The sequence below is a fragment of the Kitasatospora sp. NPDC091276 genome (assembly GCF_040684355.1).
GTDB lineage: Bacteria > Actinomycetota > Actinomycetes > Streptomycetales > Streptomycetaceae > Kitasatospora.
In genome coordinates this window covers 215,192-239,789 of record NZ_JBFBFU010000010.1, presented here as the reverse complement: position 1 = coordinate 239,789, position 24,598 = coordinate 215,192, and the positions used below count along the sequence as shown (strand labels likewise).

The following is a 24,598-nucleotide window of genomic DNA, read 5'->3' as shown; positions in this document are numbered from 1 at the left end:
GGCACGCCGGTGGCCCGCCCCCGGGCCGACACCACCCGGGCACACCTCGTAGCATGCGGCAGGACGCCCGCACCGAACGAACCGCACGAACCGTATGAACCGTATGAACCGCATGAACAGCACGAAATGAACGGACAAGCATGAACCTCCTGATGCGACGGGTCGACCGTGACGTCACTCTCCTCGACCCCGACGACGTGCTGGCGCGCTTCCCCAGCCGGCTCTCCATCGAGCAGTACCGCGAGGGCGAGGAGAGCGGCGAGCTCTGCGAGCTGGAGGAGTCGTGGCTCTTCCTGGACAAGTCCCTGCGCCGCTGCCCCGGGGCCGACCTCGCCGAGGTCGTCACCGGCGGGGACCTGCTGAAGGAGTTCCCCGAGGACGAGACCACGCTGGTCTTCGTCACCCCGGAGCGCACCGCCACCGCCTCCGCCGCACTCTCGGCGCTGGACCAGGACGTCCTGCGCACCCGGATCGGCGAGGTGCTCGCCGAGAACGTCAACGGCGAACTGCCGCCCGGGCTGCTGGACGAGATGCTCTACCGGATGGCGGAGCTCACCGCGTTCTTCCGGCAAGCCGCCGAGTCCGGCCAGGGCGTGCTGAAGAACGTCTATCTCTGACCCGCCCCAGCCATGGAACTGGCGGACGCCGGTCACGCACAGGTCTCCGACCATGACGGAGACCCGCGATGCCCCCTTCGCCGCAACGGCAGCAGGACCGCCAGGCCCAACGGCGCCCGGCGGTCCTGTGCCACCCCCTACGAACGACTCAAGCAGAAGGCCCGGACCCTGGCCCAGGCCTCGGCCTCGGCCTCGCCACCTGAACGACGGCGGGGGCGCCGGGAGCATGCGGGGCCGGGCCGGGGCAGGTGGATGACCGCGAACACGTGACCGAAGCCGTGGACCTCGCCCTCGTAGGCGGTGGTCATCGCCCCCCATGGGCCGTAGGGGATCTCCAACCGCATCGTCGAACGGCCGTACGTCGTCGGGCCCTCGAACCGGTCGTGGCCACGCTGCGCAACGCGCTCGACGCCGCCGTCCGCTCGTGGCGGCTGCGCCGCAACCCGGCCAAGCGCGCCGGCGGCGTTCCTGCGGCGCAACGGGCACACCAGTCCGTCGAATTCGGCTCATGATGTCGTCGAATTTGTTTCGTTGGCCCTGCCGCCGAGCGACCGGAATACTCGACCCCGGGACGCCGAACACCTCGGAGCTCCAAGAATTCTGACGATCCCGGAGTTATTCCATGAGCCATGACGTCGACTACGGCAAGATCTCCGTCAAGACGCCCGAGGAGATCGCCCTGCTGCGGATCGCCGGCGGCATCGCGGCCCAGGTGTAACCGGGCTCCGGCAAATGCACACCTGGGGCTCGGGTGTTCCCGTGCGCAGGATCCGGTTGACGCGTGCGGTGTCCAGGGCGTGTTCCCAGCGCGCGACGACGAGGGTGGCCACGCCGTTGCCGGCGAGGTTGGTCAGCGCGCGGCACTCGGACATGAACTTGTCGATGCCGAGGATCAGCATCAGGCCGGCCGCGGGCACGGTGCCGGCGGTGGAGAGGGTTGCGGCCAGGGCGATGAACCCGGCGCCGGTGACTCCGCCGGATCCCTTCGAGGTGAGGATCATGACGGCGAGGAGGCCGAGTTGCTGGCCGAGGCTGAGCGGGGTGTCGGTGGCCTGCGCGATGTAGACGGCGGCCAGGGAGAGGTAGATGGAGCTGCCGTCGAGGTTGAAGGAGTAGCCCGTCGGCACGGTCAGCCCGACGATGTCGCGGCGCACGCCGAGCCCTTCGAGCTTGGCCATCAGCCGCGGCAGCGCGCTCTCGGAGGAGGACGTGCCCAGCACGACCAGGAACTCCTCGCGCAGGTGGCGCAGCAGCCGGAAGATGTTGATCCCGAGCAGGGCCGTGACGCCGCCGAGGACGACGACGACGAAGAAGAGCGAGGTGCCGTAGAACAGCCCGACGAGCGTCCCTGCGGGTACCACCCCAGGGGCCGATGGCCGGCGGACGCGAGTCGATGACAGTCCTCCTCCCCCGGCAGCCCGTCGAACAGATATCCGTCGGCGGTGACGGTGGTTCCGAGGGGCAGGAAGCGGCGGCTGGACATCTGCACGGACAGGATCGCGTTCGCCCCTTGAAGCACCCGCCCCGGGTCAGCCGAGCGAGGATCCGGCTGCGCCGAGGGTGTCCCGCAGCCACTGCTCGACGCCTGCCACGTGCACCGTCGCCCAGGCGTGCGCGACGTCGGGGCGGCGGTGGGCGATGGCGTCGAGGATGGCGCGGTGCTGCTGGCGGGTCCGCTCGACCGCGCCTTCCTCGGTCAGCCCGCGCCAGATCCTCGCCCGGGCGGTCGGGCCGGACAGGCCGTCGACGAGCGAGCACAGGACGGTGTTGCCCGAACCGGCCGCGATCCTGTGGTGGAACTCCAGGTCGTTGTCGATCAGCTCTTGCAGGGGGGCGTCGTCACGCAGGCTCTCCAGGACCTCTCCGAGCGCGGCGATGTCCTCGTCCGGCATCACTCGGGCGGCCATGGCCGCGGCGGCGGGCTCCAGGATGCGGCGGACCTCCAGGAACTCCAGCACCGAGTCGTCCTGGTGGAAGTCGACGACGAAGCCCAGCGCGTCCAACAGCAGGTTGGGCTCCAGACTCGTCACGTACGTGCCGTCTCCCTGGCGTACGTCGAGCACCCGGATGAGCGAGAGAGCCTTCACCGCCTCACGCAGGGAGTTGCGCGACAGACCGAGCCGCTCGGCCAGGTCGGCCTCCTTGGGGAGTCGCGAACCGGGGCGCAGCTCACCACTGACGATCATGGCTTTGATCTTCTCGATCGCCGAGTCGGTGACTGGCACGCCGATGCCTCCCTGGTCCTGATCCCTGCAGCATAGTCTCCCCGGCACCCACCCGGAGCTGGCCTTGATCGCGACCGGTCAAGACCATCCGGCACGTCCCTCCGCGGGCCGGCGCGGGGCGCCGAGCCCGTACACGCGGACCGCGTTGTGCCGGAACACCGCGTCCTCCTCCCCCGCGCTGAGCCCGTCCGCGAGGTGCCGGGTGATCCGGGCGACCTCGGCGTAGCCGGCCTCCAGGGTGCACACCGGCCAGTCGGAACCGAAGAGGAGCCGTTCCGGGCCGAAGGCCTCCAGGGCGGTGTCGGCGTAGGGCCTGAGGTCCGCCGTCCGCCACCGGCCGGGGGCGGCCTCGGTCACCAGGCCGGAAAGCTTTCCCACGGTGTTGGGCAGCGCGGCCAGGCGGCGCAGGTCCGCTGCCCAGGGGTCGAGCGCGCCGTCGGCGATCGGGGGCTTGCCGAGGTGGTCGAGGACGAACGTCAGGCCGGTGTGCCGGGCGGCCGCGAGGGCGGCGGCGGGCAGCTGGTGCGGCTTGACGACGAGGTCGTAGGCGAGACCGGCCTCGGCGACGGCGAGCAGGCCGCGCTGGACGTCGGGGCGCAGCAGCCACTCGGGGTCGGGCTCCTCCTGGACCTGGTGCCTGATGCCCACCAGCCGTTCCCCGCCGGGGAGTTCGCGCAGGGCGGCGATCGCGTCGGCAACGCCGGGGGCGGTGAGGTCGGTCCAGCCGACGACGCCGGCGATCAGGTCGCTGCCGTCGGCCAGCGCCAGCAGTTCGGGGGTCTCCTCGGGGACGCAGACGGTCTGCACGACGACCGTGGCGACCACTCCGGCCGCCGCGGCTTCGGGGGCGAGGTCGGCGGCGGTGAAGGAGCGGGCCAGGGGAGCGAGGGCCTCGCCGCTGATCCAGGGCTGCGGCCGCGTGCCGAGGTCCCAGACGTGGTGGTGCGCGTCGACGATCTGACGTGCGGTCACAGTTCCCACACGGCCGGGAGCCCGGCCCCGGCGCCGGCGTTCGAGTAGTCGTGGCTGATGTCGAGCAGTTCGCCCATCCTCTCCTGCCAGGCGGTGTTGGCCGGGAGGTGCTCCAGTTCGGCGAGGAGCCGGGCGTAGTCCTCGCACTCCAGCAGGTGGAACAGCTCGCAACCGCTGCGCCAGATCGTCCACGAGGTGGCGCCGGCAGCCCGGATGGCTGCGACGAGTTCGGCGGGCACGTCCCGGTGGGCGGCCTCGTACTCGGCGATCCGGTCCGGGCGGAGGCGGGTGTGCAGGGCGACTCTCATGGCTGCTCCGGGTGGGTGGGGTGGTCGACGATGACGACGTGCAGGGTGCGGGGGCCGTGCACGCCCTCGACGCGGTCGAGTTCGATGTCGCTGGTGGCAGAAGGGCCCGAGATGAAGGTCAGCGGCAGCGCGGGGTCGAGGCGGGCGAGGGCGTCGGGGACGTCGGCGGCGATCTGTCCGGCGCGGATGACGCACAGATGGTAGTCGGGGACGAGGGTGAGGGCGCGGCGGCCCTGGCCCGGGCCGGTGTCGAGGACGATGGTCCCGGTGACGGCGATGCCGGCGGCGGCGAGGGTGCAGGCGCCGTCCAGGGCGTTCAGGGCCTGGACGTCCAGCGGTTCCGGGTGCCACTGCCAGTCGCCGGGCGGCAGCAGCTCGACGGGAAAGCCGCTGGGCAGTGCCAGGTTGCTCGCCCCGGCTGCGGTGAGCGCGGCGGCGATGGCGGCCGGCAGGCCCGCCTGGTCGGTGCGGGTGACGTCCGCGCGGTGGTCGGCGACCCGCTCGGCGAACAGGGCGACGGTGTCCTCGCCCGGCTCGGTGTGGGTGCGGCGGTAGGTCCGGGGTACGGGGACGTCGTCGGGCCGTTCTTCGGCGGGGACGTCGGCGAGCGCCGCCCGGATGCGGCCGAGAACCGCCTCACGGCTGCTCATCGTTCACCTTCCCTGTTCTTGCGCCACCAGGTGCGGAAGGACTCCGCCGGAGGTGCGGGGGTGTCGCGGGTGTCGGACCAGCCGTGCAGCGGGCCCGGCAGCCGGCCGATCCGCCCCTCCCTGGCGAGGGCCCTGCCGCCGAGCGCGACGGCCTTCTGGGCCACGGAGAGCAGGCGCGGGGAATCGAGGACGGTGGCAGCGGCCTTCATGACCAGCGCCTCGGCTCCCCGCGGCCTGCTCTCGACGGCCTTGGCCCGCAGGTGGGCCAGCACCTCCGGGATGTTGATCTTCACCGGGCAGGCGTCGTAGCAGGCGCCGCACAGGGTGGAGGCGAACGGCAGGGACGCCGCGTTCTCCACGCCGACCAGTTGCGGGGTGAGGACGGCGCCGATCGGTCCTGGGTAGACCGAGCCGTAGGCGTGGCCGCCGGTGCGCTCGAAGACGGGGCAGACGTTGAGGCAGGCCGAGCAGCGGATGCAGCCGAGTACCTGCCGCCCGACCTCGTCGGCGAGGGTGTCGGTGCGGCCGTTGTCGAGCAGCACCAGGTGGAACTCCCTGGGGCCGTCGCCGTCGGTGGTGCCGGTCCAGGTGGAGGTGTAGGGGTTCATCCGCTCACCGGTGGAGGAGCGGGGCAGCAACTGGAGGAAGACCTCCAGGTCCTGCCAGGTCGGGACGGTCTTCTCGATGCCCATGACGGTGATGAGGGTTTCGGGCAGGGTGAGGCACATCCGGCCGTTGCCCTCGGACTCCACGACGACGACCGTGCCGGTGTCGGCGACGGCGAAGTTGGCGCCCGAGACGGCCACCTTGGCGGTGAGGAACTTCTCCCTCAGGTGCAGGCGGGCGGCTTCGGCGAGTTCGCGCGGGTCGTCGCCGAGGTTCTCCGGTGCGGGCTTCCCCCAGTGGGCCATTTCGGCGAGGAAGAGGTCGCGGATCTCGGTCCGGTTGCGGTGGATCGCGGGGACGAGGATGTGGGACGGGCGGTCGTCGCCGAGCTGGACGATGAGTTCGGCGAGGTCCGTCTCGTAGGCGGTGATGCCGGCTTCGGCGAGGGCCTCGTTGAGGCCGATCTCCTGGGTCGCCATGGACTTGATCTTCACGACCTCGCGTTCGCCGGTGGCCCGCACGAGTTCGGTGACGATGCGGTTGGCCTCGGCGGCGTCCGAGGCCCAGTGCACGGTGCCGCCCGCGGCGGTGACGGCGGCCTCCAGCTGGACGAGGTAGCGGTCGAGGTGGCGTGAGGTGCGGCTCTTGATCGCGGCGGCGGCGTCCCTCAGGTGCTCCCAGTCGTCCAACTCGGAGGCGACGGCCAGCCGCTTGTCGCGGATGGTGGTGGTGGCGCGTTTCAGATTGGCGCGCAGCCGGGTGTTGCCGAGCGCCTCGCGGGCGGCGTCGGGAAAGGACGGGGAACCGAGCCAGACGACGCCACGGCCGCCGGGCTTGCTCATCGTGCGGTTCCTTCGGTGGCGGCGAGGATCTCGGCCAGGTGCAGGGTCCGCACGGTCGCGCCCCGGCGGGACAGTCCGCCGCCGATGTGCATCAGGCAGGAGTTGTCGGCGGCGCACAGGACCTCGGCTCCGCTGTCCAGGACGGCGGCGTTCTTGTCGGCGAGCATCGCGGCGGAGGTGTCGGCGTTCTTCACGGCGAAGGTGCCGCCGAAGCCGCAGCAGGAGTCGGCTGCGGGCAGGTCGACCAGGTCGATGTCCTCGACGGCGCGCAGCAGCCGGTCCGGGCGGTCGCCGAGATGCAGGCCGCGCAGGGAGTGGCAGGTGGGGTGGTAGGCGACCCGGTGCGGGAAGCGGGCACCGACGTCCGTGACGCCGAGCACGTCGGTCAGGAACTCGGTGAACTCGTGCACCCGGGGCACCAGTTCGGTGACCTGCCGGAGGAGCGAGGCGGTGCCGTGCCGTTCGGCGAGCAGCGGGTGGTTGTCACGGACCATCCCGGCGCAGGAGGCGGACGGCGTGACCACGGCGTCGTAGTCGGCGAAGGCCCGGGCGAAGCGGGTCACCAGCGGGACGGCGTCGGGGCGGTAGCCGGTGTTGAAGTGCATCTGGCCGCAGCATGTCTGTTCCTGGGGGAACTCGACACGGTGGCCGAGCCGCTCCAGCACCGTCACCACCGCGCGGCCGGTGTCGGGGAAGAGGGTGTCGTTGAAGCAGGTGATGAACAGGGCGATGCGCATCAGCCCACCTCCCCGGGGGTCGGGACGTCCGCGGGCAGCAGTCCGCGGTGCTTGAGCTCGGCCCAGAGCGCCGCCGGAACGGGGTGGTCGAGCATGGCGGCGGCGTCCCGGGCCTCGCCGGCGCTGCGGGTGCCGACCAGCACGCTCGCCACCGCCGGATGCCCGAACGGGAACTTCAGGGCGGCGGCGCGCAGCGGGACGCCGTGCCGCTCGCAGACGGCCTTGAGGTCGGTGGCCCTGGTGAGCAGGTCTGCGGGGGCCGCGGTGTAGTCGAAGGTGGCGCCGGGCCGCGGGTCGGCGAGCAGGCCGGAGTTGAAGACGCCGCCGATCACGACGCCGACGCCGCGCCGGTGGGCCAGGGGCAGCAGTTCCGCAAGGCCCTGCTGGTCGAGGAGGCTGTAGCGGCCGGCGAGCAGGACGGCGTCGAGGTCGGTCTCGCGGATGAACCGGGCGGGCAGTCCGGCCAGGTTCATGCCGACGCCGATCGCTCCCAGGACGCCTTCGGCGCGCAGGCGTTCGAGTTCCGGGTAGGCCTCGGCGAGTGCCTGTTCGACGTGGTCGTCGGGGTCGTGCAGGTACGCGATGTCGATCCGGTCGAGGCCGAGCCGGTCCAGGCTGTCCTCGATGGAGCGGCGCACGCCCCGGGCGCTGAAGTCCCAGACGCGGTGGTGGGTGGCGGGCACGGCGAAGCCGTCGGCCAGGTCGTCGCCGTCGCCGGAGGGGGCCGGTTCCAGCAGGCGTCCGACCTTTGTGGAGATCGTGTACTGGTTCCGGGGGAACGCGCGCAGGGCGGCGCCGAGCCGCCGCTCGGACAGGCCCAGGCCGTAGTGCGGGGCGGTGTCGAAGTACCGTACGCCGCACTCCCAGGCGGCGGTGACGGCCTGTTCGGCCTGCTCGTCGGTGACCGGGGTGAACAGGTTGCCGATGCCGGCGGCGCCGAAGGCGAGTTCGGTCACCTGGGCCCTGCTGCGGCCGAGGGGGTGGTGGCGCGGCTTCACGGGCGTGGCTCCGGTCGCAGGCGCAGGCCGGCCATGCCGCCGTCGACGGCGAGCGCGGTGCCCGTGACGCTGGCGGCGGCCGGGGAGGCGAGGTAGGCGATGGCGGCGGCGACCTCCTCGGCGGTGACCAGCCGGCCGGTGGGCTGGCGGGCGTTCAGTGCGGAGCGCTCGGCGGCCGGGTCGTCGGCCGCGTCGAGCAGCCGGCCGACCCACGGGGTGTCGACGGTGCCCGGGTTGACGCAGTTGACCCGGATGCCTTCGCGGACGTGGTCGGCTGCCATGGCCAGGGTGAGCGAGTGGACGGCGCCCTTGCTCGCCGAGTACAGCGCGCGCTGGGGCAGTCCGGCCGTGGCGGCGATGGAGCAGGTGTTGACCACCGAGGCGGAGGCGGAGCGGCGCAGGTGGGGCAGGGCGGCGCGGGTGGTGCGGACGATGCCGAGCACGTTGACGTCCAGGACGTGGTGCCACTGCTCGTCCGAGTTGTCCTCCACGGTTCCGGCGGCGCCGATGCCGGCGTTGTTGACCAGGATGTCGATCCCGCCGAGCGCCTCGGCCGCCGCCTGGACGGCCTCGCGTACGGAGCGGTCATCGGCGACGTCGGCGGTGAAGCCGCGCAGCGGGGCGCGGACGCCGCTCGGGTCGAGGTCGAGGACGGCGACGTCCGCTCCGCGTGCGCCGAGCAACCGGGCGGTGGCCAGTCCGATGCCGGAGGCACCGCCGGTGACCAGGGCGGTGAGCCCGTCGAGGTCGGTCGTCATGAGCGCTCCTCCTTGTCGCCGCCGGCCAGGTCGGCTGCCCAGAACGTGCCGTCGGGGTAGGTGTAGGTGTCGATGGCGGCCTGGTGCATGGTGGCGGAGAACCCGGGCACGGTGGGTGCCCGGTAGCGGCCGCCGTCGATGACCACGGGGTCGAGGAAGTGCTGGTGGAGGTGGTCGACGTACTCGATGACGCGGTCCTCGGTGGTGCCGGAGAGCGCGACGTAGTCGAACATCGACAGGTGCTGGACGAGTTCGCACAGGCCCACGCCGCCGGCGTGCGGGCACACGGGGACGCCGAACCTGGCGGCGAGCAGCAGGATGGCGAGGTTCTCGTTCACGCCGGCCACCCGGGCCGAGTCCAGTTGGAGGACGTCGATGGCGCCGGCCTGGAGCAGCTGTTTGAAGACGATGCGGTTCTGCACGTGCTCGCCGGTGGCGACCTTGACGGGGTGGACACCGCGCCGGACGGCGGCGTGGCCGAGCACGTCGTCCGGGCTGGTCGGCTCCTCGATCCAGTAGGGGTCGAACTCGGCGAGCTGGTTCGTCCACTCGATCGCCTCGGCGACGTTCCAGCGCTGGTTGGCGTCGATCGCCATCCGGATGTCCGGACCGACGGCCTCGCGGGCGGCGCGGCAGCGGCGGATGTCGTCCTCCAGGTCGGCGCCGACCTTCAGCTTGATCTGGGTGAAGCCGTCGGCCACCGCCTCCTTGGCGAGGCGGGTGAGCTTCTCGTCGCTGTAGCCGAGCCAGCCGGGCGAGGTGGTGTAGGCGGGGTAGCCGCGGCGCAGGAGTTCGGCGGCCCGCCCGGGTGCGCCCTGTCTGCCCTTGCGCAGCAGTTCGAGGGCCTCATCGGGCGTCAGCGCGTCGGCGATGTAGCGGAAGTCGACCTGGGACACCAGCCATGCGGGGTCGGCGTCGGCCAGCAACTGCCACAGCGGCTTGCCCTCACGCTTGGCGGCGAGGTCCCAGACGGCGTTGACGACGGCTCCGATCGCCATGTGCATCACGCCCTTCTCGGGTCCGAGCCAGCGCAGCTGGCTGTCACCGATCAGGTCGCGGTACAGGGAACCGGGGTCGGCGCACAGCTGGGCGACGGACCGTCCGACGACGTGCGGGCGCAGCGCGTCGATGGCGGCGACCTGGACGTCGTTGCCGCGACCGATGGTGAAGGTGAACCCGTGGCCCTCGTGGCCGCCCGCGGAGGCGCGCAGGACGACGTAGGCGGCGGAGTAGTCGGGGTCGGGATTCATGGCGTCGGACCCGTCCAGCTCCCGCGAGGTGGGGAAGCGGATGTCGTAGGTGTCGACGGCGGTGATCCGCGCTGTGGTTGCGGACAACGTGGTGCCTTTCAGGCGTTGGAGAAGGTCTGGCGCTGGGTGCCGAGGCCGTCGATGGCCAGTTCGACGGTGTCGCCCGCGCGCAGGTAGGGGGTGCCGGGCAGCCCCAGGGCCACGCCGGCCGGGGTGCCGGTGTTGATGACGTCTCCGGGCCGCAGCACCATGTACTGGCTGAGGTACCAGACCAGGTACGGGACGTCGAAGATCATGTTCTCGGTGCTGCCGCTCTGCCGCTGCTCGCCGTTGACGGCCAGACGAAGGCCGAGGGCCTGCACGTCGCCGGCCTCGTCCGGGGTGACCAGCCAGGGGCCGAGCGGGTTGAAGGTCTCACAGGACTTGCCGAGGTCCCACTGCCCGGAGTACTCGAGCTGGAACTCCCGCTCGGACACGTCGTTGCTGATCGCGTAGCCCGCGACATGGGCGAGGGCCTGTCGGGGCGAGTCCAGGTAGCGGGCCTCGCGGCCGATCACGACCGCGAGTTCGACCTCCCAGTCGGTCTTGGCCGAGCCGCGCGGGATCAGCACCTGGTCACAGGGACCGACCACGGCGGACGGGTCCTTCATGAAGACCACCGGCCGGGCGGGGACGGCAGCGCCGGTCTCCTCGGCGTGGTCGCGGTAGTTGAGGCCGATGCAGACGACCTTGCCCGGCCGGGCGACGGGGGCGCCGATCCGCAGGCCGACCGGGTCGATCGCAGGGAGCCCTCCGGCGGCCAGGGCGGCGCGAACGCGGTCGATCCCGTCCGAGGCGAGGAACGCCCCGTCGATGTCACCGGTCAGGCCCGAGAGCGCGAAGACCCGGCCGTCGTCGCCGAGGGCTGCCGGAGCCTCTTCTCCCGCCGGTCCGATCCGCATGAGCTTCATGCCATGGCTCCTGTCATAGGTCTGCGGGCCGGGGTTCTTCACCGGGCCGACACATCGGATGAATTCTCGACGCCCTGACCATACGAGCGTCGGCCACGCACCGCAAGAAGTCCTCCGATGTCTGTCGGCGCCCGCCGGGGTCAGGAGCCGAACATCTCCTAACTGTTCATCAAATCTCCAGCTCAGACAGGAGATGACAGCTCGTTATCATCCGACATGGGGGCCCGGACGTTACGGTTGAGATTCGCCCGAGGTTTCCCTATTGTCAGTCACGTGCCAAGCTCGTATGGTCCTCGTGATCGCAAGCCATCCGATGACTGCGGGAAGCACGATCCAGCGCGCCTGCCACGACCCGCCGCATCCATGGCCTCCCTCCTGGATGACGGCCGGGAGGGGAGGTCCGGCTCAACCACCCCCGCTTCACCTCCCGGGGGGGGACAGGCCTCTCCGCCTCCCGCCACACCGGCTCCCCACCCTCGCAGGGGAGCCCGGACATCCCAGCCAAGGAGATCAGCACCATGAAGCCTCGCTCCTCCAGAATCGCGGCCACGGCCGCCGCCGTAGTCGTCCTGGCGGGGGCCGCCACGGCCTGCAACCGCGGCAGCACGACGGACTCCGCCGCCGGCGGCAAGCCGGCGCTCGGGATCGACCTGCCGCGTGCGGACTCCGACTTCTGGAACTCCTACGCGCAGTACATCAAGCAGGACGCCTCCGCCCAGGGCCTCAACACCCTGCCGGTGAGCAACTCGCAGAACGACGTCACCAAGCTGGTCGCCAACGTCCAGGTCTTCCAGAACACCGGCGCCAAGGCCGTCGTCATGGCCCCGCAGGACACCGGCGCGATCGCCTCCACCCTCGACCAGCTGACCGCCAAGAAGATCCCCGTGGTCAGCATCGACACCCGCCCCGACAAGGGGAACGTCTACATGGTGGTGCGCGCCGACAACAAGGCGTACGGCACCAAGGCCTGTGAGTTCCTCGGCCAGCAGCTCGGCGGCAAGGGCAAGGTCGCCGAACTCCAGGGCGCGCTGAGCTCCGTCAACGGCCGCGACCGCTCCGAGGCCTTCGCCGCCTGCATGAAGGAGAAGTTCCCCGACATCCAGGTGATCGAGCTGGCCACCGACTGGAAGGGCGACGTCGCCTCCGCCAAGCTCCAGTCCACCCTCACCGCCAACCCGGACCTGGGCGGCGTCTACCTCCAGGCCGGCGGTGTCTTCCTGCAGCCCACCATCGCCCTGCTCCAGCAGAAGGGCCTGCTCAAGCCCGCCGGCCAGCCCGGCCACATCGCCATCGTCTCCAACGACGGCATCCCGCAGGAGTTCGACGCGATCCGCAAGGGCGACATCGACGCGACCGTCTCCCAGCCCGCCGACCTCTACGCCAAGTACGCGCTGTACTACGCGCAGGCCGCGGCCGAGGGCAAGACCTTCCAACCCGGTGCCACCGACCACCAGTCGACCATCATCTCCCTGCCCAACGGCCTGGAGGACCAGCTCCCCGCTCCCCTGGTCACCAAGGAGAACGTCGACGACAAGTCCCTCTGGGGCAACGGCGTAGGCAAGTAGCCCACCGACCCCTCGTGCGTGGCGGCCCGGGCCCCCCTTCCCGGGCCGCCACGCACGGATCCTGCGGAAAGGACGTCCCCGCCATGGCGGACCCCAGCCCCGTCCGGGGCCCCGTCGTCGAGGCCGACGGGATCAGCAAGCGCTTCGGCGCCACCGTCGCCCTCAGCGACGCCCGCATCTCGGTCGCGCCCGGCGAGTCGCACGCCCTGGTAGGCCGCAACGGCGCGGGCAAGTCCACGCTCGTGTCGATCCTCACCGGCCTGCAGAACCCCGACACCGGCACCCTGCGCTTCGACGGTGAGCAGGCCCCGGCCCCCGGTGACACCGACGCCTGGCGGTCCAGGGTCGCCTGCGTCTACCAGCGCTCCACCATCATCCCCGCGCTGACCGTCGCCGAGAACCTCTTCCTGGACAGGCAGAGCAAAGGCGCCCTGCGCCCGATCAGCTGGAAGCAACTGCGCGGCCGCGCAACCGAGCTGCTCGCCGAGTACGGAGTGGACGTCGCCCCGACCGCGCGCGCCGAGGACCTGAGTGTCGAGCAGCGCCAGTTCGTCGAGATCGCCCGGGCGCTGTCCTTCGGGGCCCGCTTCATCATCCTGGACGAGCCCACCGCCAAGCTCGACGCCCGCGGCATCGAGCGGCTCTTCGACAAGCTGCGCTCACTGCAGGAACAGGGCGTCGCCTTCCTGTTCATCTCCCATCACCTGCAGGAGGTCTACGACCTCTGCACCACCGTCACGGTCTACCGCGACGCCCGGCACATCATCACCGCGCCAGTCGCCGAACTCGACCAGCAGGCCCTGGTGGAGGCGATGACCGGCGAGAGCTCCCGGGACAGCGGGCCCGCCTGGTCGGTGACCGGCCGGACGCGCCCCGACGGTGCCCCGCTGCTGAACGTCTCGGGCCTGAGCCTGGCCGGCGCCTACCAGGACTTCTCCCTGACCGCGCACGCCGGCGAGGTCGTGGGCCTGGCCGGCGCGGCCGCCAGCGGCAACGTCCGGCTCGGCGAGACCATCGCCGGTCTGCACCGCCCGCAGGCCGGCACGATCACCGTCGCGGGCCGCCCGGTGCGCACCGGGCGCGTTCCCGCCGCTCTCGCGGCCGGCATCGGGTTCGTGCCCGAGGACCGGCACGTCCAGGGCCTCATCCCGCAGCGCAGTGTCGCCGAGAACGCCACCCTGACCGTCACCGACCAGCTCGGGCCCTTCGGCACGGTGCTGCCCTCCCGTACCCGGGCCTTCGCCGAACGGATGATCGGCGACCTCGACATCAAGACACCCGGCCCCTCGGCCCCGGTGTCCGCGCTGTCCGGCGGCAACCAGCAGAAGGTGGTCATCGCGCGGGCCCTGGCCACCGAGCCGCACGTCCTGGTGGCCATCCGGCCCACCAACGGCGTCGACGTCAAGTCCAAGGAGTCCCTGCTCGGCACCGTCCGCGAGGTCGCCGACGCCGGGAGGAGCGCTCTGATCGTGTCCGACGAACTCGACGACCTGCGGGTCTGCGACCGCGTCCTGGCCATGTTCCACGGCCGCGTCGTCGCCGAGTTCGAGCACGGCTGGAGCGACGAACAGCTGGTCGCAGCCATGGAGGGCATGTCCGGCCCGACCGACACGAAGGAACGCAATGTCTCCCACCACTGAGGTCAGCCCGCGCGCGGCCACCGCCGGCACCGCACCGGCCGGCCGGCGCCTCGACCTCGCCCGCTACCGCGACCTGTCGCTCGTACCGGTCCTGCTCGTCCTCGGCGTCATCGGCTTCGTCGTCTCACCCGCCTTCCTCACCGCCGACAACCTCCTGGGCGTCGGCCAGCAGGCCACCGAACTGAGCCTGCTGGTACTGGCCGAGGCGCTGATCCTGATCGTCGGCCGGATGGACCTGTCCCTGGAATCCACGATCGGCGTGGCCCCCGTCATCGCCGTCTGGCTGGTCCTCCCCGACCACGGCGCGCGCTTCAACGGCCTCGGGCTCCTGCCCTCCTGGACGGCCATCCCGCTGTGCCTGGCCGTCGGCGCGCTGATCGGGGCGATCAACGGGTTCCTGATCCTCAAGCTGCGCCTCAACGGCTTCATCGTCACCCTCGGCGCGCTCACCCTGCTCCGCGGCCTCCAGGTCGCGATCTCCCAGGGCCAGTCGATCGTCAACCTGCCCGGCTCCTTCACCTACCTCGGCAGCACCAGCTGGCTCGGCGTCCCCGCGGCGATCTGGATCTGCGCCCTGCTCTTCCTGGCCGGCGGCTGTGCCCTCGCCTGGCTCCGCCACGGCCGCGCCCTGTACGCGATCGGCGGCAACTCCGAGGCCGCCCGCGCCGCCGGCATCCGGGTCGACCGGATCACCTGGATCGTGCTGATCCTCGGCGGCCTGCTGGCCGCCTTCGCCGGCGTCCTCTACACCGGCCACTACGGCTCCATCTCCGCCGACCAGGGCAACGGGTGGATCTTCCAGGTCTTCGCCGCCACCGTCATCGGCGGAGTCAGCCTCAACGGCGGCCGCGGCACCCTCTTCGGCGCCCTGACCGGTGTGCTGACCCTCCAGCTCGTGGTCAACGTCATGACCCTCGCGGGCGTGCCGCCGCTGTGGAACCAGTTCCTCAACGGCGCGATCATCATCGTCGCGCTGATCATCTCCCGCTTCGCCTCGGGCGAGAAGCAGGAGTGACGGGGTCCCCCGGCCCGAGAGCCACCGAAGCGGCGCGACCAGCTCCGCGGGAACCGGTCGCGCCGCTTCGGCCTCCCCTGCCCCGCCCCCTCGACCGATCAGCACTCCCATGCCCGCACGCAGGAGGCGAACACCGTGGCGGTGACCGACCAGGCCATCGAGAAGATCAAGGAAATGATCGTCTCCGGCGCCCTGCTGCCCGGCGCGCGACTCCCCAACGAGGCCGACCTCGCCGACCAGCTCGGGCTGTCCCGCAACTCGCTGCGCGAGGCCGTCCGGGCGCTCACCGCGATGCGGATCCTCGTCCCCCGGCAGGGCGACGGCACCTACGTCTCCGGCCTGGAGCCACACCTCCTGCTGGAAGCCATGGCCTTCGCCTCCGACGTCTCCCACGGGCACACGGCCCGGCAACTCCTCCAGGTGCGGCGCCTGCTGGAACCGCAGGTCACCGCCCTCGCCGCCGGCCTGCTCACCGACGACCACCTGCGAACGCTGCGGGCCGTCCTCGACCAGAGCGCCGCGGCTGCCGGCATCGAGGAGTTCATCGAGCTCGACATCGAGTTCCACCGCACCATCGCCGATGCCGTCGGCAACCCCGTGCTGTCCACCCTGCTCGGCATCCTCTCCACCCACACCCAGCGGCTGCGCATCGTGCGCGGTACGCACAACGCCCCTGCCCGCGAGCAGGCCCACCGCGAACACGAGGCCATATGGCGGGCCCTGGTCGACCACGACGCCGTCCTGGCCGCCAGTGCCAGCACCGTGCACGTCGCCGCCGTCGAGGACTGGCTGGCCGCCGGCACCGACCACCCGGACCTCGACCCCCCGGACCTCGACGCCATCGCCTGACGGCGACGTGCCGAATCCCGCACATCCGTTCCCCTCCCCCTCAGCGCGCAAGACCCCCACGACCCAGGACGGTCTGACACATGAAGAGCCGAACCATCCGGACCACCTGCACGGGCTGCATCGCCGTGTTGCTCGCCGGCTGCCTCACCGCCTGCGGTGGCACTGATGACCCCGGCAACTCCCGCCCCCAGATCGGCATCGACATCCCCCGCGCCGACTCCGACTTCTGGAAGGCGTACGCGAAGTACCTCCAGCAGGAGATCAACGACCAGCAGCTGAGTGTCCTGCCCCCGACCCGTTCGAACGGCGACGACGCGACGTTCACCGCCAACGTCCAGTCGCTGGCCGCCCGACACCCCAAGTCCATCGTCATGGCGCCGCAGAACACCATGACCACCGATTCGACACTCTCCGAGTTGTTCCGTGCCAACATCCACACGATCAGCGTGGACACCGAACCGGAGCACGGCAGCGTCTACATGGTGGTCCGCACCGACAACAAGACGTACGGCACCAAGGCCTGCGAGTTCCTCGGCAAGCAGCTCGGCGGCAAGGGCAAGGTGGCCGAGCTCCAGGGCGCGCTGACCTCCATCAACGGATACGAACGCTCCGAGGGATTCGCCGCCTGCATGAAACGCAACTACCCCGGTATCCAGGTGATCGCGCTGCCCACCGACTGGAAGGGCGACGTCGCCTCCGCCAAGCTCCAGTCCACCCTCGCCGCCAACCGGGACCTGAACGGCATCTACCTGCAGGCCGGCGGCGTCTTCCTCCAGCCCACCCTCGACCTCCTACGCCAGAAGGGCCTGCTCAAGCCCGCCGGCCAGCCCGGCCACATCACCATCGTCTCCAACGACGGCATCCCGCAGGAGTTCGACGCGATCCGCAAGGGCGACATCGACGCGACCGTCTCCCAGCCCGCCGACCTCTACGCCAAGTACGCCCTGTACTACGCCAAGGCCGCTGCCGAAGGCAGGAAATTCCAACCCGGGCCCACCGACCACCACTCGACCATCATCACCCTGCCCAACGGCCTGGAGGACCAGCTCCCCGCTCCCCTGGTCACCAAGGAGAACGTCGACGACCCGTCGCTCTGGGCCAACCACGCCGCGGGCTGACCGAGACGGGCCCCGGAACCAGGCCGGCGCATCCACCACAACAACGGGACGACGGGACTCCGGTCTGTGCACCACCACTGACCGCTCCCCCACCCACCCCCGCTGAAGGGCCGCACCGTGCGAAGTGCACCGGTGGTCAGGGCGCCCAGCTGCGGCGCCGCGTCCGCCCGGGGCAGGGCCCGCGCGTCGACGGTCAGAAACCGACGCTGCGTCTCGGGCACGTCCGCGTGGCATTCGACTTCTTCGGTTCGTCCGTGTTTTGGCTCCGGGCAGCAGGGCACGCGCCGTTCAGGGAGGTCTGGAGCTACAAGCGGAGGACCCAAATGTCAACAGGGACCCTCATCGCAGTCATCGCCATCGTCGTCGTCCTTCTGGTCGTGTGCGCGCTGGTGGCGACGTTCGTCATCCGCCGCCGCCATCTGCAGGAACGGTTCGGCCCGGAGTACGACCGGACCGCGGAGGCGAAGGACGGCCGTTTCGCCGCCGACCGGGAGCTGCGCAAGCGCGAGTCGCGCCACGACTCGCTGAACATCAAACCGCTGTCACCGGGTGCCCGTGACCGGTACGCCAAGGACTGGGCACGGGTGCAGGAACAGTTCGTCGACCGGCCCGACGACACGGTGCACGAGGCGGACCGGCTCGTCACCACGCTCATGAGCGAGCGCGGATACCCGACCGAGGGGTACGAGCAGCAGCTCAAGGACCTCTCCGTCGAACACGGGAGCGTGCTGACGCACTTCCGGTCCGCTCACGAGGTCAACGACCGCAGCAGCCGCCACCAGGCGACCACGGAAGAACTGCGCGGCGCCATGGTGCACTACCGCACCCTGTTCGAGGAACTGCTCCACAACGGTGACCGTCCGCAGGGCAGCCGCGCGTGAGCCCCGCACCGGCGAGTTGAGCTGACGGGACGCACCCGGCGACGGCCGCCGACCGGAACTGCCGAGAGGGAAGTGAAGAGATGCACAGCCGAGCAACATCCGAACCGCGCGAGGGCGGCCTGTCCACGGAGGATCTGGCCGGCGCCCGACAGGACACCAACGAACAGAGCGATACCTCCGGGGCGGATTCGCCACCGGCGTTCCCCGGGGAAGCCACCACCGAACAGCGGAGCGGTGAGCAGGAGTTCACGCTCGAAGGCCGCGACCGCGAGCAGGACTTCGGGCAGGAACGCGGACAGGAAGAGGAGCAGGAAGGGGGCTACACCCAGGTATCCGAGCCATCCGAGCGCACCGAGGACCCGGAAGCCGCCGAGAACGAACCCCTGCTGGGCGGGCAGCAGGAGGAGTTCCGCTCCCGGTGGCAGAAGATCCAGGGCGAATTCGTCGACGACCCGCGCCATGCCGTGTCCGCGGCCGATAATCTGGTCGCCGAGGCGATGCAGGCACTCGCCACCACCTTCTCCGCGCACAAGCAGGACCTCGAAGGCCAGTGGCACCGCGGCGACGAGGTGCCGACCGAAGAACTGCGCGTCGCGCTCCAGCGCTACCGCTCGTTCTTCAACCGCCTGCTCAACACCTGAAGCAACGGGGCCGAAGCCACGCCCCCGACCTGCGGTGATCGAGTTCCATTCGGTCCTCGCCCAAGAAAACCGAACAGGTTCTTCGGGCCTCCTGCGAACTTCAGGAGGCCTGCTGGTGGACCGGACCGGGCGCCCCCCGGGCCCGTTCCCGTCCGAGGACGGCTTCGAGCCCTTGCTCGCGCTCTCCGCGGCACGCCGCGGCACCCTGTTCTCCGCCCGTGCCGACGGTGGCCCGCACCAGGGCGAGGGTGTCCGGGTCGCGGTGCGACTCAAGGACGCCACCGGACTCGCGGTCGCCGACGAACTCAACGGCCGCCGACGCAAAACGCTCGGCTGGGAAACCCCAGCCGAGCGCCTGCATAAACTCATCGCGGCCTGATCAAACCGACCACGTGTTGCAACGACCCCTAGAAGGCTGATGAAGATCTTGAAAACGCGCCCGGCTTGCACCAGTTCGACCTGGTTGACATTTCCCGGCAAACCGGGGTGAATCGGGTGTCCGAAGCAAGATCTTCATCAGCCTTCTAGAAACCGCCGACCGGTCAGGGGGCATCGGCGCTCGTGCGCAGGTGGGTGGGCGGGCCGGCGGTGTGTCAGGTGGCGATGGTGGCGACGGGTTCGAGGCCGTAGGTTCGCGCGTAGCCGTTCTCGGTGCCGACGAGGAGGTCGACGACCTCGAAGTAGCGGTCCCAGAAGGGGGTTTCGCGCAGTGCGTCGACGAGCAGCTGGTAGGCGTGGTGGTCGTCGGCCTCCCACACCCAGACGTCGGTGACACGAGCGGAGTAGAACTCCGTGTCGTAGAAGCGTGACCGGACGCCGGTGGTCTTGGCCTTGATGGCCGGCAGGACCTGGGTGGTGAAGGCGTCCACGCGCTCCTTGACGGTCAGTGCGAGCCACTCGGGCGTGGTCTTGACCAGCATGAACGCCGTGACCGGTGGTTCGGACCTCTCAGCGGACATCGGGGTGCCTCCAAAGCGGCAGATGGGTAGTGGTCCTGGTTCGCCGGGCTCCGTGCTGCCCCGGCGCCGGGTGCTGGACTTCAGGAGAGGACCGCGGGCTTGAGGGTCCGGGCGCACCACTGCTCGAAGCCGGTGGGGGAGGCGGTGTCCGGGGTGCGGACGACGCCGGCGTCGAGGCCCTCGTCCTTGGCCCGCTTCATGTCGACCACGCCCTGGGCGAACGCCTCGTTGAGGCCGTAGCCGACGAGGGTGGCGTACAGCTCGTCGAACGACTGGCGTTCGTAGCGGACGGGGCGGCCGAACTGCTCGGTCATGATGCGGGCCAGGTCGTTCGGGGACAGGTCCCGCGGCCCCAGGACCGGGACGCTGCCGGTGCCGGTCCACGAGCGGTCCAGCAACAGGCCGGCTGCGGCCGCCGCGATGTCGGCGACGGCCACGAACGGGGCCTTGCGGTCGGCGTCGACGGAGTCGGTGAAGACGCCCTTCTCGCGGATCGAGTCGGCTTCCTCCAGGAGGTTCTCGAAGAAGGATGGGTTGGCCAGGGCCCGGTAGGCGACGCCGGTGCCGGCGATGAGGTCGTCCATGGCGAGGGAGGCGGTGACGAGGCCGGCCCGGTCGGCGAGCGGGGTGCCGCGGCCGAGCGCAGAGACGCCGACGACGTGGCCGACGCCGTGGGCGACGAGCGCCTCGGTGGCGGGGCGGGTGAAACCGCTGTAGGCGTCGTACGGGGTCAGGGAGGCGTCCGGGGGGACGAGCCAGAAGACCGCGTCCGCGCCCTCGAAGGCCCGGTCGAGGACCTCGGCGTCCGCGTGCGAGCCGGTGACGACCTCGACGCGTCCGCGCGCCGCGTCCGGAAGCCGGGCGGGATCGCGCACGATCACGCGCAGTTCCTCGCCCGCGGCGGGGGCGGACTCCAGGAGCCGGGAGAGCAGGTGGCGGCCGATGTTCCCGGTGGAACCAGTGATGACGATCATGAAAACCTCGAAGCTGGTGCTGGTTTCGGTACGCCCTCATCCTGCTGAGGTCCGCCGTGCTGCCACAATGGGAACTTCAGCACGGAATCATTGACTGAAATGGAATGATGCTGGTGAGCAGCCCGGATCCGGTCATCGACGCCAATCTCGCCATCGCTCTGGATGCCTTGCTGGCCGAGCACAGCGTGACCCGCGCCGCCGCACGGCTGCACACCTCGCCCGCCGCCATGAGCCGCACCCTGGCCCGGCTGCGCCGCATCCTCCAGGACCCCCTCCTGGTCCGGGCCGGACAGACCATGGTTCCCACCCCGCGCGCCCAGGCCCTGCGCGAGGAAGCCGCCACAGTGGTGCGCAGCCTCGCCGCGCTGCTCAGTCCCGGCACGAGCGTCGACCCCGCCGGCCTCCGCAACACCTTCACCCTCCAGGCCGCCGACCTGGTCGGCGCTGCGCTGGCGCCCGGGCTGCTGCGACTGGCCCAGCGGGAGGCGCCGGGGGTCTCGTTCCGGATCCGGGCCGAAGACCTGGAGGCCGGGCCCGCCCTGCGCGACGGCCGGATCGACCTGGAGGTCGGATCCATCGACCACGTGGACCCCGAAACCCAGGTCGAAGAACTGGTCAGCCTCCGCATGGTCGCGGCCGTCCGGCCCGGCCATCCGCTCACCGAAGGACCGCTGACCCCGGCCCGGCTCGCTGCCGCCCACCACGCCGCGGTCAGCCGCCGCGGCCGGTTCACCGGCCCCCTCGACGCCGCCCTGGCCGAGCAGCACCTCCACCGGCGGGTCAGCGTCGTCCTCCCCAGCCACCTGGCCGCGATGACCCTCGCCACCCGCAGCGACCTCGTCTGCCTCGTACCCGCCGCACTCCCCGGCGCCGCCCCCTCGCCCCTCACCCACGACGCCGGCGCCCTCGGACTGCACCTCCTCGACATCCCCCTGGCCCTGCCGCCCCTGACCATCGGCATGGCCTGGCACCCCCGGCACACGGCCGACGGGGCCCACCGCTGGCTCCGCGACACCGTCCGCCGGGTCCTCCGCACGCCGGCGGCAGCTTCTGAGCCCACCGCGGCGGACGCGATCGGCCCCGCGTAGGACGACGCCGCCCCGGCCCGCGACGTTCCAAGGGGCGGATCCGAGCTGAGAGGCCATCAGCACGTCCCCACCACATAGCACGCTTTCGGCGGTTCGTCCCAGCTCAGGGGCTTGATCGACCATCCGGGGTCAGCAAAACGTCAGCAGGACGCCCGGGGAGCGAGATCGATCATGGCAACCACCAGCCTCATCCGCGGCATGGGTTCCTTCTTCAAGGAGTGCGGGCACCGAGTCCCGGTGGCCCCGGTGCCCGCACGAGTGCAAGATCCGGTACCGCAACGCGGCCGGAAGGCAGGCGGAGGAGTCCGGGTTCACCACGCAGGACAAGGCCAAGGCCCGGCTCACCGAGGTCTACCAGGCCCGGAAGAACGCTCCGCAAAGCCGGCGCACGGCGGAACGGATCCGGAAGTACAGCCCGATGCAGGTCGGGGACTACGTCGAGGAGTGGAAGGCCCACCAGCGCGACCTCAGCCCCGCGTCGCTCCGGCACCTCGAATCTCTGCTTGAGCACCATCTCCACCCCGCCTTCCACAGCCGTCGGATGGACACGTTCGACCACAAGGCCGTCGAGGCCTTCACACTCCTCGCCAGTCTCACGGGCCTCCTGCGCCCACAAGACTGACGCACCATCACGATCCCAGGCGGCCGAACACCAAGATCACCGACAGAGCCAAGCTCAGAATGCCGCAGCTGATTATCCAAAGAGTCTCACCCGGACCTTCCTGCCGGGATACGCTGAGGAAAGGTCGGGAGATCCCGAACTTCCTGCACGACAGCGCGAGGGGGAAGAGCATGGCGTCACCTGCCGCAATTTCCGAGATGGTGGTCATCAAGAGCGATGGGACTCAGACCAGTCCCATGCGCCAGCCGCAAGCCCAGTCCTACCTGGAAAACGTCCTCAATGAGGCAGGCATGGGGAACAGGCTCGCAAACCTGAAGCAGTCCCTGAACCAGGCATTTGACGGCCAGGGAAAGCCCACCGGATCGCACAAGTTCAACAATCAGCCGGTCCTGCACGCCAGTTCGGGTAACGGACAGCAGAGTGTCACCCTTTTCTTCTATGCGGACGGCAGCAAGCTGATGCTGTTCGCCATGGGGGAGCACGTGTCGAGCACGCAGTACAGGATCAGCATTTACGGGCAGCAAGGCACGGATTTCGCGAAGGGCAAAGTCATCTCCATCTGATCCCGCGGCCTGTGGCCGAGCCCCGCGGTCGGCTCGGCCACAGGCCGCCAGGTCGGTACACCTTCCCCACGTGGCGGCCCGCTCGTCGCAGCGGGCGGACCTCAACGGTCGCACGCAGGGAAGGTTGCCAACGGAGGGCCAGCCGCTGACCTCGTGGGGCTGCGCCTACGGCTCGGCTCCCAGGTAGAACCTCCAGACAATCAAGTCCGCTGCTCCGTTCGGAGAGGCCTTCTGAGAAACCCATCCCTTCTTGAGGGGCACGGCCGCTACTCCCCAGGCGTCAAGGCCGATGTTGAACAGCTCATTTCCGCCGAACCAGGCGTTGATGAACTGCTTCTTGTTGGATTCGTTCCTGACCGCGGTGATCATGTCGGCGTCAACGGAGACCGAGTATGACGTTTGTGACCACCTGACTGGTGACGTCGTTCACCTTGAGCTTCCCGCCGTCCAGCACGGTGACGTTGCCAATAACGACGAGGTCTCCAACGATTTCTACCTTGCCCGTGTGGAAGGTGGCGCCGTCGGGGGTGATGGCGGCCGCGGGGTTTGGTGGTGATCCGGAAGGAGCGGATGGCGATTCGGGTGCTGCGTGAGATCAGCATTCTCAGGCGCATGTAGCGGGCGGTTCGGGCTGTGGTGCCGTGATACTCCGATTGATATGCCACGACGGGTGCGTAATGGGTCCAATTGGTGCCGTCTGTTGACGATTCCAGGTTGCAGTCGGGCAGGGTGAAGCTGCCGTCGGGTTTGCCGAGATAGATGTCGATCTTGGTGATGTCGCGTTGGCTGCCGAGGTCGATCTGGATCCAGTCGTTGAACTCGGGGGTGCGTGCGCTCCAGTAGTACGTGTCCAGGTTCCCGTCGGTCATATCGGACGGGAGGCGTCGGGTGCCGTCCGGGTCGGTGGTGAAGCCCAGGTTGGTGGTCGCGGCGCAGTTCGTCGTCCGACAGCCAGCAGTCCTCGTCGACGAACATGACCGAGAAGTAGGTACTCTCCGCCGGTAACAGCGGGTGGTTGAAAGGACCGCCGCCGTTGTGGGTTGCGGCCCTTGCCGTGCCTGGTCAGCGACCACGACCCCTGCCGGAGATCGCCGTGACCACCGTGGCGTTCCTCGTGCACCGCGGCGGGGCGGCCGTGGGACCCGACCGCGTACAGCTCACCCGTGCACTGGTGCCCACCGGCGGAGAGGAGCAGGCTTGAGAAGCGGCTCGCGCAGGCCCCGCCACCGGGCACGTGGAGAGGGCCCCACGCGTCTCCGAGCCCGCCGACTCCTTGGAGGTCCCCCGTGACCGATCCTCCTGCCCCCATCCGGCCGGCCCGATCGTGGTCGGCACAGACGGCTCGGCCCCAGCCCGGCAGGCTGTGACCTTCGCCCTGCGCGAGGCCCAGCTGCGCGGTACAGGCCTGCGGGCCGTCTGCGCGTACGAGTACACCCCGACCCAGCACTCCGGCTTCGAACGGACGGTCGACTCCGGCCCGATCCCCCAGCAGCGCGATCTCGTCACGCAGGCCGTGGCGGACTCGGTCGAGGAACTGCAGCAACAGCTCGGTGGGCCATCCGTGGAGGTGGAGATCGTCTGCGAACGCGGTCGCCCTGCACAGGTCCTCCTTGAGGCGAGCAAGGACGCCAGCCTGCTCGTGGTCGGCTCCCGAGGGTCGGGTGCCTGGGGCCGACTCACCCTCGGGTCGACGAGCACCGAGGTCGTCCACCACGCCGGCCTTCCCGTGGTCGTCGTGCCGGCGGAGCACGGCACCGCACGTTCGTGACC

At 70.4% G+C, this 24,598-nt stretch carries 29 protein-coding genes and 1 pseudogene; 14 read left to right on the top strand and 16 right to left on the bottom strand.

What is annotated here, in order from left to right; genetic code table 11:
• Positions 1–140 precede the first annotated feature (140 nt).
• Both AB0O19_RS15420 and AB0O19_RS15415 read left to right on the top strand, forming a co-directional pair.
• Positions 141–617: a DUF1877 family protein gene (locus AB0O19_RS15420; RefSeq protein ID WP_363619856.1), complete on the top strand. Its 477-nt coding sequence runs from the start codon at positions 141–143 to the stop codon at positions 615–617.
• Between the two features lie 383 nt (positions 618–1,000).
• A complete protein-coding gene (locus AB0O19_RS15415; protein WP_363619855.1) occupies positions 1,001–1,129 on the top strand; it encodes a hypothetical protein in 129 nt (42 codons plus the stop codon).
• 144 nt (positions 1,130–1,273) lie between these two features.
• Here AB0O19_RS15415 and AB0O19_RS15410 read toward each other — a convergent pair.
• The 11 genes and pseudogenes from AB0O19_RS15410 to AB0O19_RS15360 all read right to left on the bottom strand — a co-directional run.
• Positions 1,274–1,960, bottom strand: a pseudogene (locus tag AB0O19_RS15410) (cation:dicarboxylase symporter family transporter); the annotation flags it as partial.
• A 186-nt stretch (positions 1,961–2,146) separates the two neighbouring features.
• On the bottom strand, positions 2,147–2,842 hold the full coding sequence (locus AB0O19_RS15405; protein WP_363581231.1) for a FadR/GntR family transcriptional regulator: 696 nt from the start codon (positions 2,840–2,842) through the stop codon (positions 2,147–2,149).
• A gap of 78 nt (positions 2,843–2,920) precedes the next feature.
• Positions 2,921–3,814 carry an amidohydrolase family protein gene (locus AB0O19_RS15400; RefSeq protein ID WP_363619853.1) on the bottom strand — a complete coding sequence of 298 codons (894 nt, stop codon included), beginning with the start codon at positions 3,812–3,814 and terminating at the stop codon, positions 2,921–2,923.
• Positions 3,811–4,122: an L-rhamnose mutarotase gene (locus AB0O19_RS15395; RefSeq protein ID WP_363581227.1), complete on the bottom strand. Its 312-nt coding sequence runs from the start codon at positions 4,120–4,122 to the stop codon at positions 3,811–3,813. The genes AB0O19_RS15400 and AB0O19_RS15395 overlap by 4 nt, the downstream gene beginning before the upstream one ends.
• On the bottom strand, positions 4,119–4,772 hold the full coding sequence (locus AB0O19_RS15390; RefSeq protein ID WP_363619851.1) for an LUD domain-containing protein: 654 nt from the start codon (positions 4,770–4,772) through the stop codon (positions 4,119–4,121). Before AB0O19_RS15390 ends, AB0O19_RS15395 begins: the two co-directional genes overlap by 4 nt.
• Positions 4,769–6,220: a LutB/LldF family L-lactate oxidation iron-sulfur protein gene (locus AB0O19_RS15385; protein ID WP_363619849.1), complete on the bottom strand. Its 1,452-nt coding sequence runs from the start codon at positions 6,218–6,220 to the stop codon at positions 4,769–4,771. Before AB0O19_RS15385 ends, AB0O19_RS15390 begins: the two co-directional genes overlap by 4 nt.
• On the bottom strand, positions 6,217–6,957 hold the full coding sequence (locus AB0O19_RS15380; RefSeq protein WP_363619847.1) for a (Fe-S)-binding protein: 741 nt from the start codon (positions 6,955–6,957) through the stop codon (positions 6,217–6,219). Before AB0O19_RS15380 ends, AB0O19_RS15385 begins: the two co-directional genes overlap by 4 nt.
• Entirely contained in the window at positions 6,957–7,955 is a 999-nt protein-coding gene (locus tag AB0O19_RS15375; RefSeq protein WP_363619845.1) for an aldo/keto reductase, read from the bottom strand. Before AB0O19_RS15375 ends, AB0O19_RS15380 begins: the two co-directional genes overlap by 1 nt.
• Positions 7,952–8,713, bottom strand: coding sequence for an SDR family oxidoreductase (locus AB0O19_RS15370; RefSeq protein WP_363619843.1), 762 nt, complete (start codon positions 8,711–8,713; stop codon positions 7,952–7,954). The genes AB0O19_RS15375 and AB0O19_RS15370 overlap by 4 nt, the downstream gene beginning before the upstream one ends.
• Positions 8,710–10,050 (bottom strand): L-fuconate dehydratase, encoded by a 1,341-nt coding sequence (locus tag AB0O19_RS15365; RefSeq protein ID WP_363619841.1) that lies wholly within the window; start codon positions 10,048–10,050, stop codon positions 8,710–8,712. Before AB0O19_RS15365 ends, AB0O19_RS15370 begins: the two co-directional genes overlap by 4 nt.
• 11 nt (positions 10,051–10,061) lie before the next feature.
• Complete coding sequence (locus tag AB0O19_RS15360; protein WP_363619839.1) at positions 10,062–10,913, bottom strand: fumarylacetoacetate hydrolase family protein; 852 nt, start codon at positions 10,911–10,913, stop codon at positions 10,062–10,064.
• A 518-nt stretch (positions 10,914–11,431) separates the two neighbouring features.
• Here AB0O19_RS15360 and AB0O19_RS15355 point away from each other — a divergent pair.
• The 8 genes from AB0O19_RS15355 to AB0O19_RS15320 all read left to right on the top strand — a co-directional run bounded on the left by AB0O19_RS15355 (position 11,432) and on the right by AB0O19_RS15320 (position 19,001).
• Positions 11,432–12,478: a sugar ABC transporter substrate-binding protein gene (locus AB0O19_RS15355; RefSeq protein WP_363619837.1), complete on the top strand. Its 1,047-nt coding sequence runs from the start codon at positions 11,432–11,434 to the stop codon at positions 12,476–12,478.
• Between the two features lie 83 nt (positions 12,479–12,561).
• Positions 12,562–14,118, top strand: a complete 1,557-nt coding sequence (locus AB0O19_RS15350) for a sugar ABC transporter ATP-binding protein (protein ID WP_363619835.1) — start codon at positions 12,562–12,564, stop codon at positions 14,116–14,118.
• Positions 14,102–15,133: an ABC transporter permease gene (locus AB0O19_RS15345; RefSeq protein ID WP_363619833.1), complete on the top strand. Its 1,032-nt coding sequence runs from the start codon at positions 14,102–14,104 to the stop codon at positions 15,131–15,133. The genes AB0O19_RS15350 and AB0O19_RS15345 overlap by 17 nt, the downstream gene beginning before the upstream one ends.
• A 135-nt stretch (positions 15,134–15,268) precedes the next feature.
• Positions 15,269–15,982 (top strand): FadR/GntR family transcriptional regulator, encoded by a 714-nt coding sequence (locus AB0O19_RS15340; RefSeq protein ID WP_363619831.1) that lies wholly within the window; start codon positions 15,269–15,271, stop codon positions 15,980–15,982.
• Positions 15,983–16,062: 80 nt separating this feature from the next.
• Positions 16,063–17,100 (top strand): sugar ABC transporter substrate-binding protein, encoded by a 1,038-nt coding sequence (locus AB0O19_RS15335; RefSeq protein WP_363619829.1) that lies wholly within the window; start codon positions 16,063–16,065, stop codon positions 17,098–17,100.
• Positions 17,101–17,423: 323 nt separating this feature from the next.
• Entirely contained in the window at positions 17,424–17,981 is a 558-nt protein-coding gene (locus AB0O19_RS15330) for a hypothetical protein (RefSeq protein ID WP_363586218.1), read from the top strand.
• A gap of 80 nt (positions 17,982–18,061) precedes the next feature.
• Positions 18,062–18,622, top strand: a complete 561-nt coding sequence (locus AB0O19_RS15325; protein WP_363619828.1) for a hypothetical protein — start codon at positions 18,062–18,064, stop codon at positions 18,620–18,622.
• Positions 18,623–18,737: 115 nt separating this feature from the next.
• Positions 18,738–19,001 (top strand): hypothetical protein, encoded by a 264-nt coding sequence (locus tag AB0O19_RS15320; protein WP_363619901.1) that lies wholly within the window; start codon positions 18,738–18,740, stop codon positions 18,999–19,001.
• A 214-nt stretch (positions 19,002–19,215) separates the two neighbouring features.
• Here the strand turns inward: AB0O19_RS15320 and AB0O19_RS15315 are convergent, their stop codons facing one another.
• Positions 19,216–19,581 carry a darcynin family protein gene (locus AB0O19_RS15315; RefSeq protein WP_363586216.1) on the bottom strand — a complete coding sequence of 122 codons (366 nt, stop codon included), beginning with the start codon at positions 19,579–19,581 and terminating at the stop codon, positions 19,216–19,218.
• A gap of 80 nt (positions 19,582–19,661) precedes the next feature.
• Complete coding sequence (locus AB0O19_RS15310; protein ID WP_363619826.1) at positions 19,662–20,555, bottom strand: NAD(P)H-binding protein; 894 nt, start codon at positions 20,553–20,555, stop codon at positions 19,662–19,664.
• 104 nt (positions 20,556–20,659) lie between these two features.
• Here AB0O19_RS15310 and AB0O19_RS15305 point away from each other — a divergent pair, with 104 nt between their 5' ends.
• Both AB0O19_RS15305 and AB0O19_RS15300 read left to right on the top strand, forming a co-directional pair.
• Complete coding sequence (locus AB0O19_RS15305) at positions 20,660–21,643, top strand: LysR family transcriptional regulator (protein ID WP_363619824.1); 984 nt, start codon at positions 20,660–20,662, stop codon at positions 21,641–21,643.
• 418 nt (positions 21,644–22,061) lie between these two features.
• On the top strand, positions 22,062–22,265 hold the full coding sequence (locus AB0O19_RS15300; protein ID WP_363619822.1) for a hypothetical protein: 204 nt from the start codon (positions 22,062–22,064) through the stop codon (positions 22,263–22,265).
• 7 nt (positions 22,266–22,272) lie between these two features.
• Here the strand turns inward: AB0O19_RS15300 and AB0O19_RS15295 are convergent, their stop codons facing one another.
• Positions 22,273–22,473 (bottom strand): hypothetical protein, encoded by a 201-nt coding sequence (locus tag AB0O19_RS15295; RefSeq protein ID WP_363619821.1) that lies wholly within the window; start codon positions 22,471–22,473, stop codon positions 22,273–22,275.
• Here AB0O19_RS15295 and AB0O19_RS15290 point away from each other — a divergent pair.
• The gene (locus tag AB0O19_RS15290; RefSeq protein ID WP_363619819.1) at positions 22,463–22,828 is read left to right on the top strand and encodes a hypothetical protein; all 366 of its coding nucleotides are present in this window, start codon (positions 22,463–22,465) and stop codon (positions 22,826–22,828) included. The two genes, AB0O19_RS15295 and AB0O19_RS15290, sit on opposite strands and share 11 nt — an antisense overlap.
• 165 nt (positions 22,829–22,993) lie before the next feature.
• On the opposite strand, the gene AB0O19_RS15285 is transcribed toward AB0O19_RS15290, so the two are convergent.
• Positions 22,994–23,197, bottom strand: coding sequence for a hypothetical protein (locus AB0O19_RS15285; protein WP_363619817.1), 204 nt, complete (start codon positions 23,195–23,197; stop codon positions 22,994–22,996).
• A complete protein-coding gene (locus AB0O19_RS15280) occupies positions 23,194–23,697 on the bottom strand; it encodes a discoidin domain-containing protein (RefSeq protein ID WP_363619815.1) in 504 nt (167 codons plus the stop codon). Before AB0O19_RS15280 ends, AB0O19_RS15285 begins: the two co-directional genes overlap by 4 nt.
• 365 nt (positions 23,698–24,062) lie before the next feature.
• Here AB0O19_RS15280 and AB0O19_RS15275 point away from each other — a divergent pair, with 365 nt between their 5' ends.
• The gene (locus AB0O19_RS15275; RefSeq protein ID WP_363619813.1) at positions 24,063–24,596 is read left to right on the top strand and encodes a universal stress protein; all 534 of its coding nucleotides are present in this window, start codon (positions 24,063–24,065) and stop codon (positions 24,594–24,596) included.
• The last annotated feature ends 2 nt before the right edge of the window (positions 24,597–24,598 follow it).

Excerpts from the sequence above, each read along its gene's own strand:
- AB0O19_RS15420 (WP_363619856.1), top strand. The coding sequence starts at position 141 with ATGAACCTCCTGATGCGACGGGTCGACCGTGACGTCACTCTCCTCGAC.
- AB0O19_RS15395 (WP_363581227.1), bottom strand. The coding sequence starts at position 4,122 with ATGAGAGTCGCCCTGCACACCCGCCTCCGCCCGGACCGGATCGCCGAG.
- AB0O19_RS15335 (WP_363619829.1), top strand. The coding sequence starts at position 16,063 with ATGAAGAGCCGAACCATCCGGACCACCTGCACGGGCTGCATCGCCGTG.
- AB0O19_RS15300 (WP_363619822.1), top strand. The coding sequence starts at position 22,062 with ATGCAGGTCGGGGACTACGTCGAGGAGTGGAAGGCCCACCAGCGCGAC.
- AB0O19_RS15305 (WP_363619824.1), top strand. The coding sequence starts at position 20,660 with ATGATGCTGGTGAGCAGCCCGGATCCGGTCATCGACGCCAATCTCGCC.
- AB0O19_RS15345 (WP_363619833.1), top strand. The coding sequence starts at position 14,102 with ATGTCTCCCACCACTGAGGTCAGCCCGCGCGCGGCCACCGCCGGCACC.
- AB0O19_RS15315 (WP_363586216.1), bottom strand. The coding sequence starts at position 19,581 with ATGTCCGCTGAGAGGTCCGAACCACCGGTCACGGCGTTCATGCTGGTC.
- AB0O19_RS15330 (WP_363586218.1), top strand. The coding sequence starts at position 17,424 with ATGTCAACAGGGACCCTCATCGCAGTCATCGCCATCGTCGTCGTCCTT.
- AB0O19_RS15390 (WP_363619851.1), bottom strand. The coding sequence starts at position 4,772 with ATGAGCAGCCGTGAGGCGGTTCTCGGCCGCATCCGGGCGGCGCTCGCC.
- AB0O19_RS15360 (WP_363619839.1), bottom strand. The coding sequence starts at position 10,913 with ATGAAGCTCATGCGGATCGGACCGGCGGGAGAAGAGGCTCCGGCAGCC.
- AB0O19_RS15385 (WP_363619849.1), bottom strand. The coding sequence starts at position 6,220 with ATGAGCAAGCCCGGCGGCCGTGGCGTCGTCTGGCTCGGTTCCCCGTCC.
- AB0O19_RS15285 (WP_363619817.1), bottom strand. The coding sequence starts at position 23,197 with ATGATCACCGCGGTCAGGAACGAATCCAACAAGAAGCAGTTCATCAAC.
- AB0O19_RS15290 (WP_363619819.1), top strand. The coding sequence starts at position 22,463 with ATGGTGGTCATCAAGAGCGATGGGACTCAGACCAGTCCCATGCGCCAG.
- AB0O19_RS15280 (WP_363619815.1), bottom strand. The coding sequence starts at position 23,697 with ATGACCGACGGGAACCTGGACACGTACTACTGGAGCGCACGCACCCCC.
- AB0O19_RS15350 (WP_363619835.1), top strand. The coding sequence starts at position 12,562 with ATGGCGGACCCCAGCCCCGTCCGGGGCCCCGTCGTCGAGGCCGACGGG.
- AB0O19_RS15325 (WP_363619828.1), top strand. The coding sequence starts at position 18,062 with ATGCACAGCCGAGCAACATCCGAACCGCGCGAGGGCGGCCTGTCCACG.
- AB0O19_RS15295 (WP_363619821.1), bottom strand. The coding sequence starts at position 22,473 with ATGACCACCATCTCGGAAATTGCGGCAGGTGACGCCATGCTCTTCCCC.
- AB0O19_RS15355 (WP_363619837.1), top strand. The coding sequence starts at position 11,432 with ATGAAGCCTCGCTCCTCCAGAATCGCGGCCACGGCCGCCGCCGTAGTC.
- AB0O19_RS15380 (WP_363619847.1), bottom strand. The coding sequence starts at position 6,957 with ATGCGCATCGCCCTGTTCATCACCTGCTTCAACGACACCCTCTTCCCC.
- AB0O19_RS15370 (WP_363619843.1), bottom strand. The coding sequence starts at position 8,713 with ATGACGACCGACCTCGACGGGCTCACCGCCCTGGTCACCGGCGGTGCC.
- AB0O19_RS15310 (WP_363619826.1), bottom strand. The coding sequence starts at position 20,555 with ATGATCGTCATCACTGGTTCCACCGGGAACATCGGCCGCCACCTGCTC.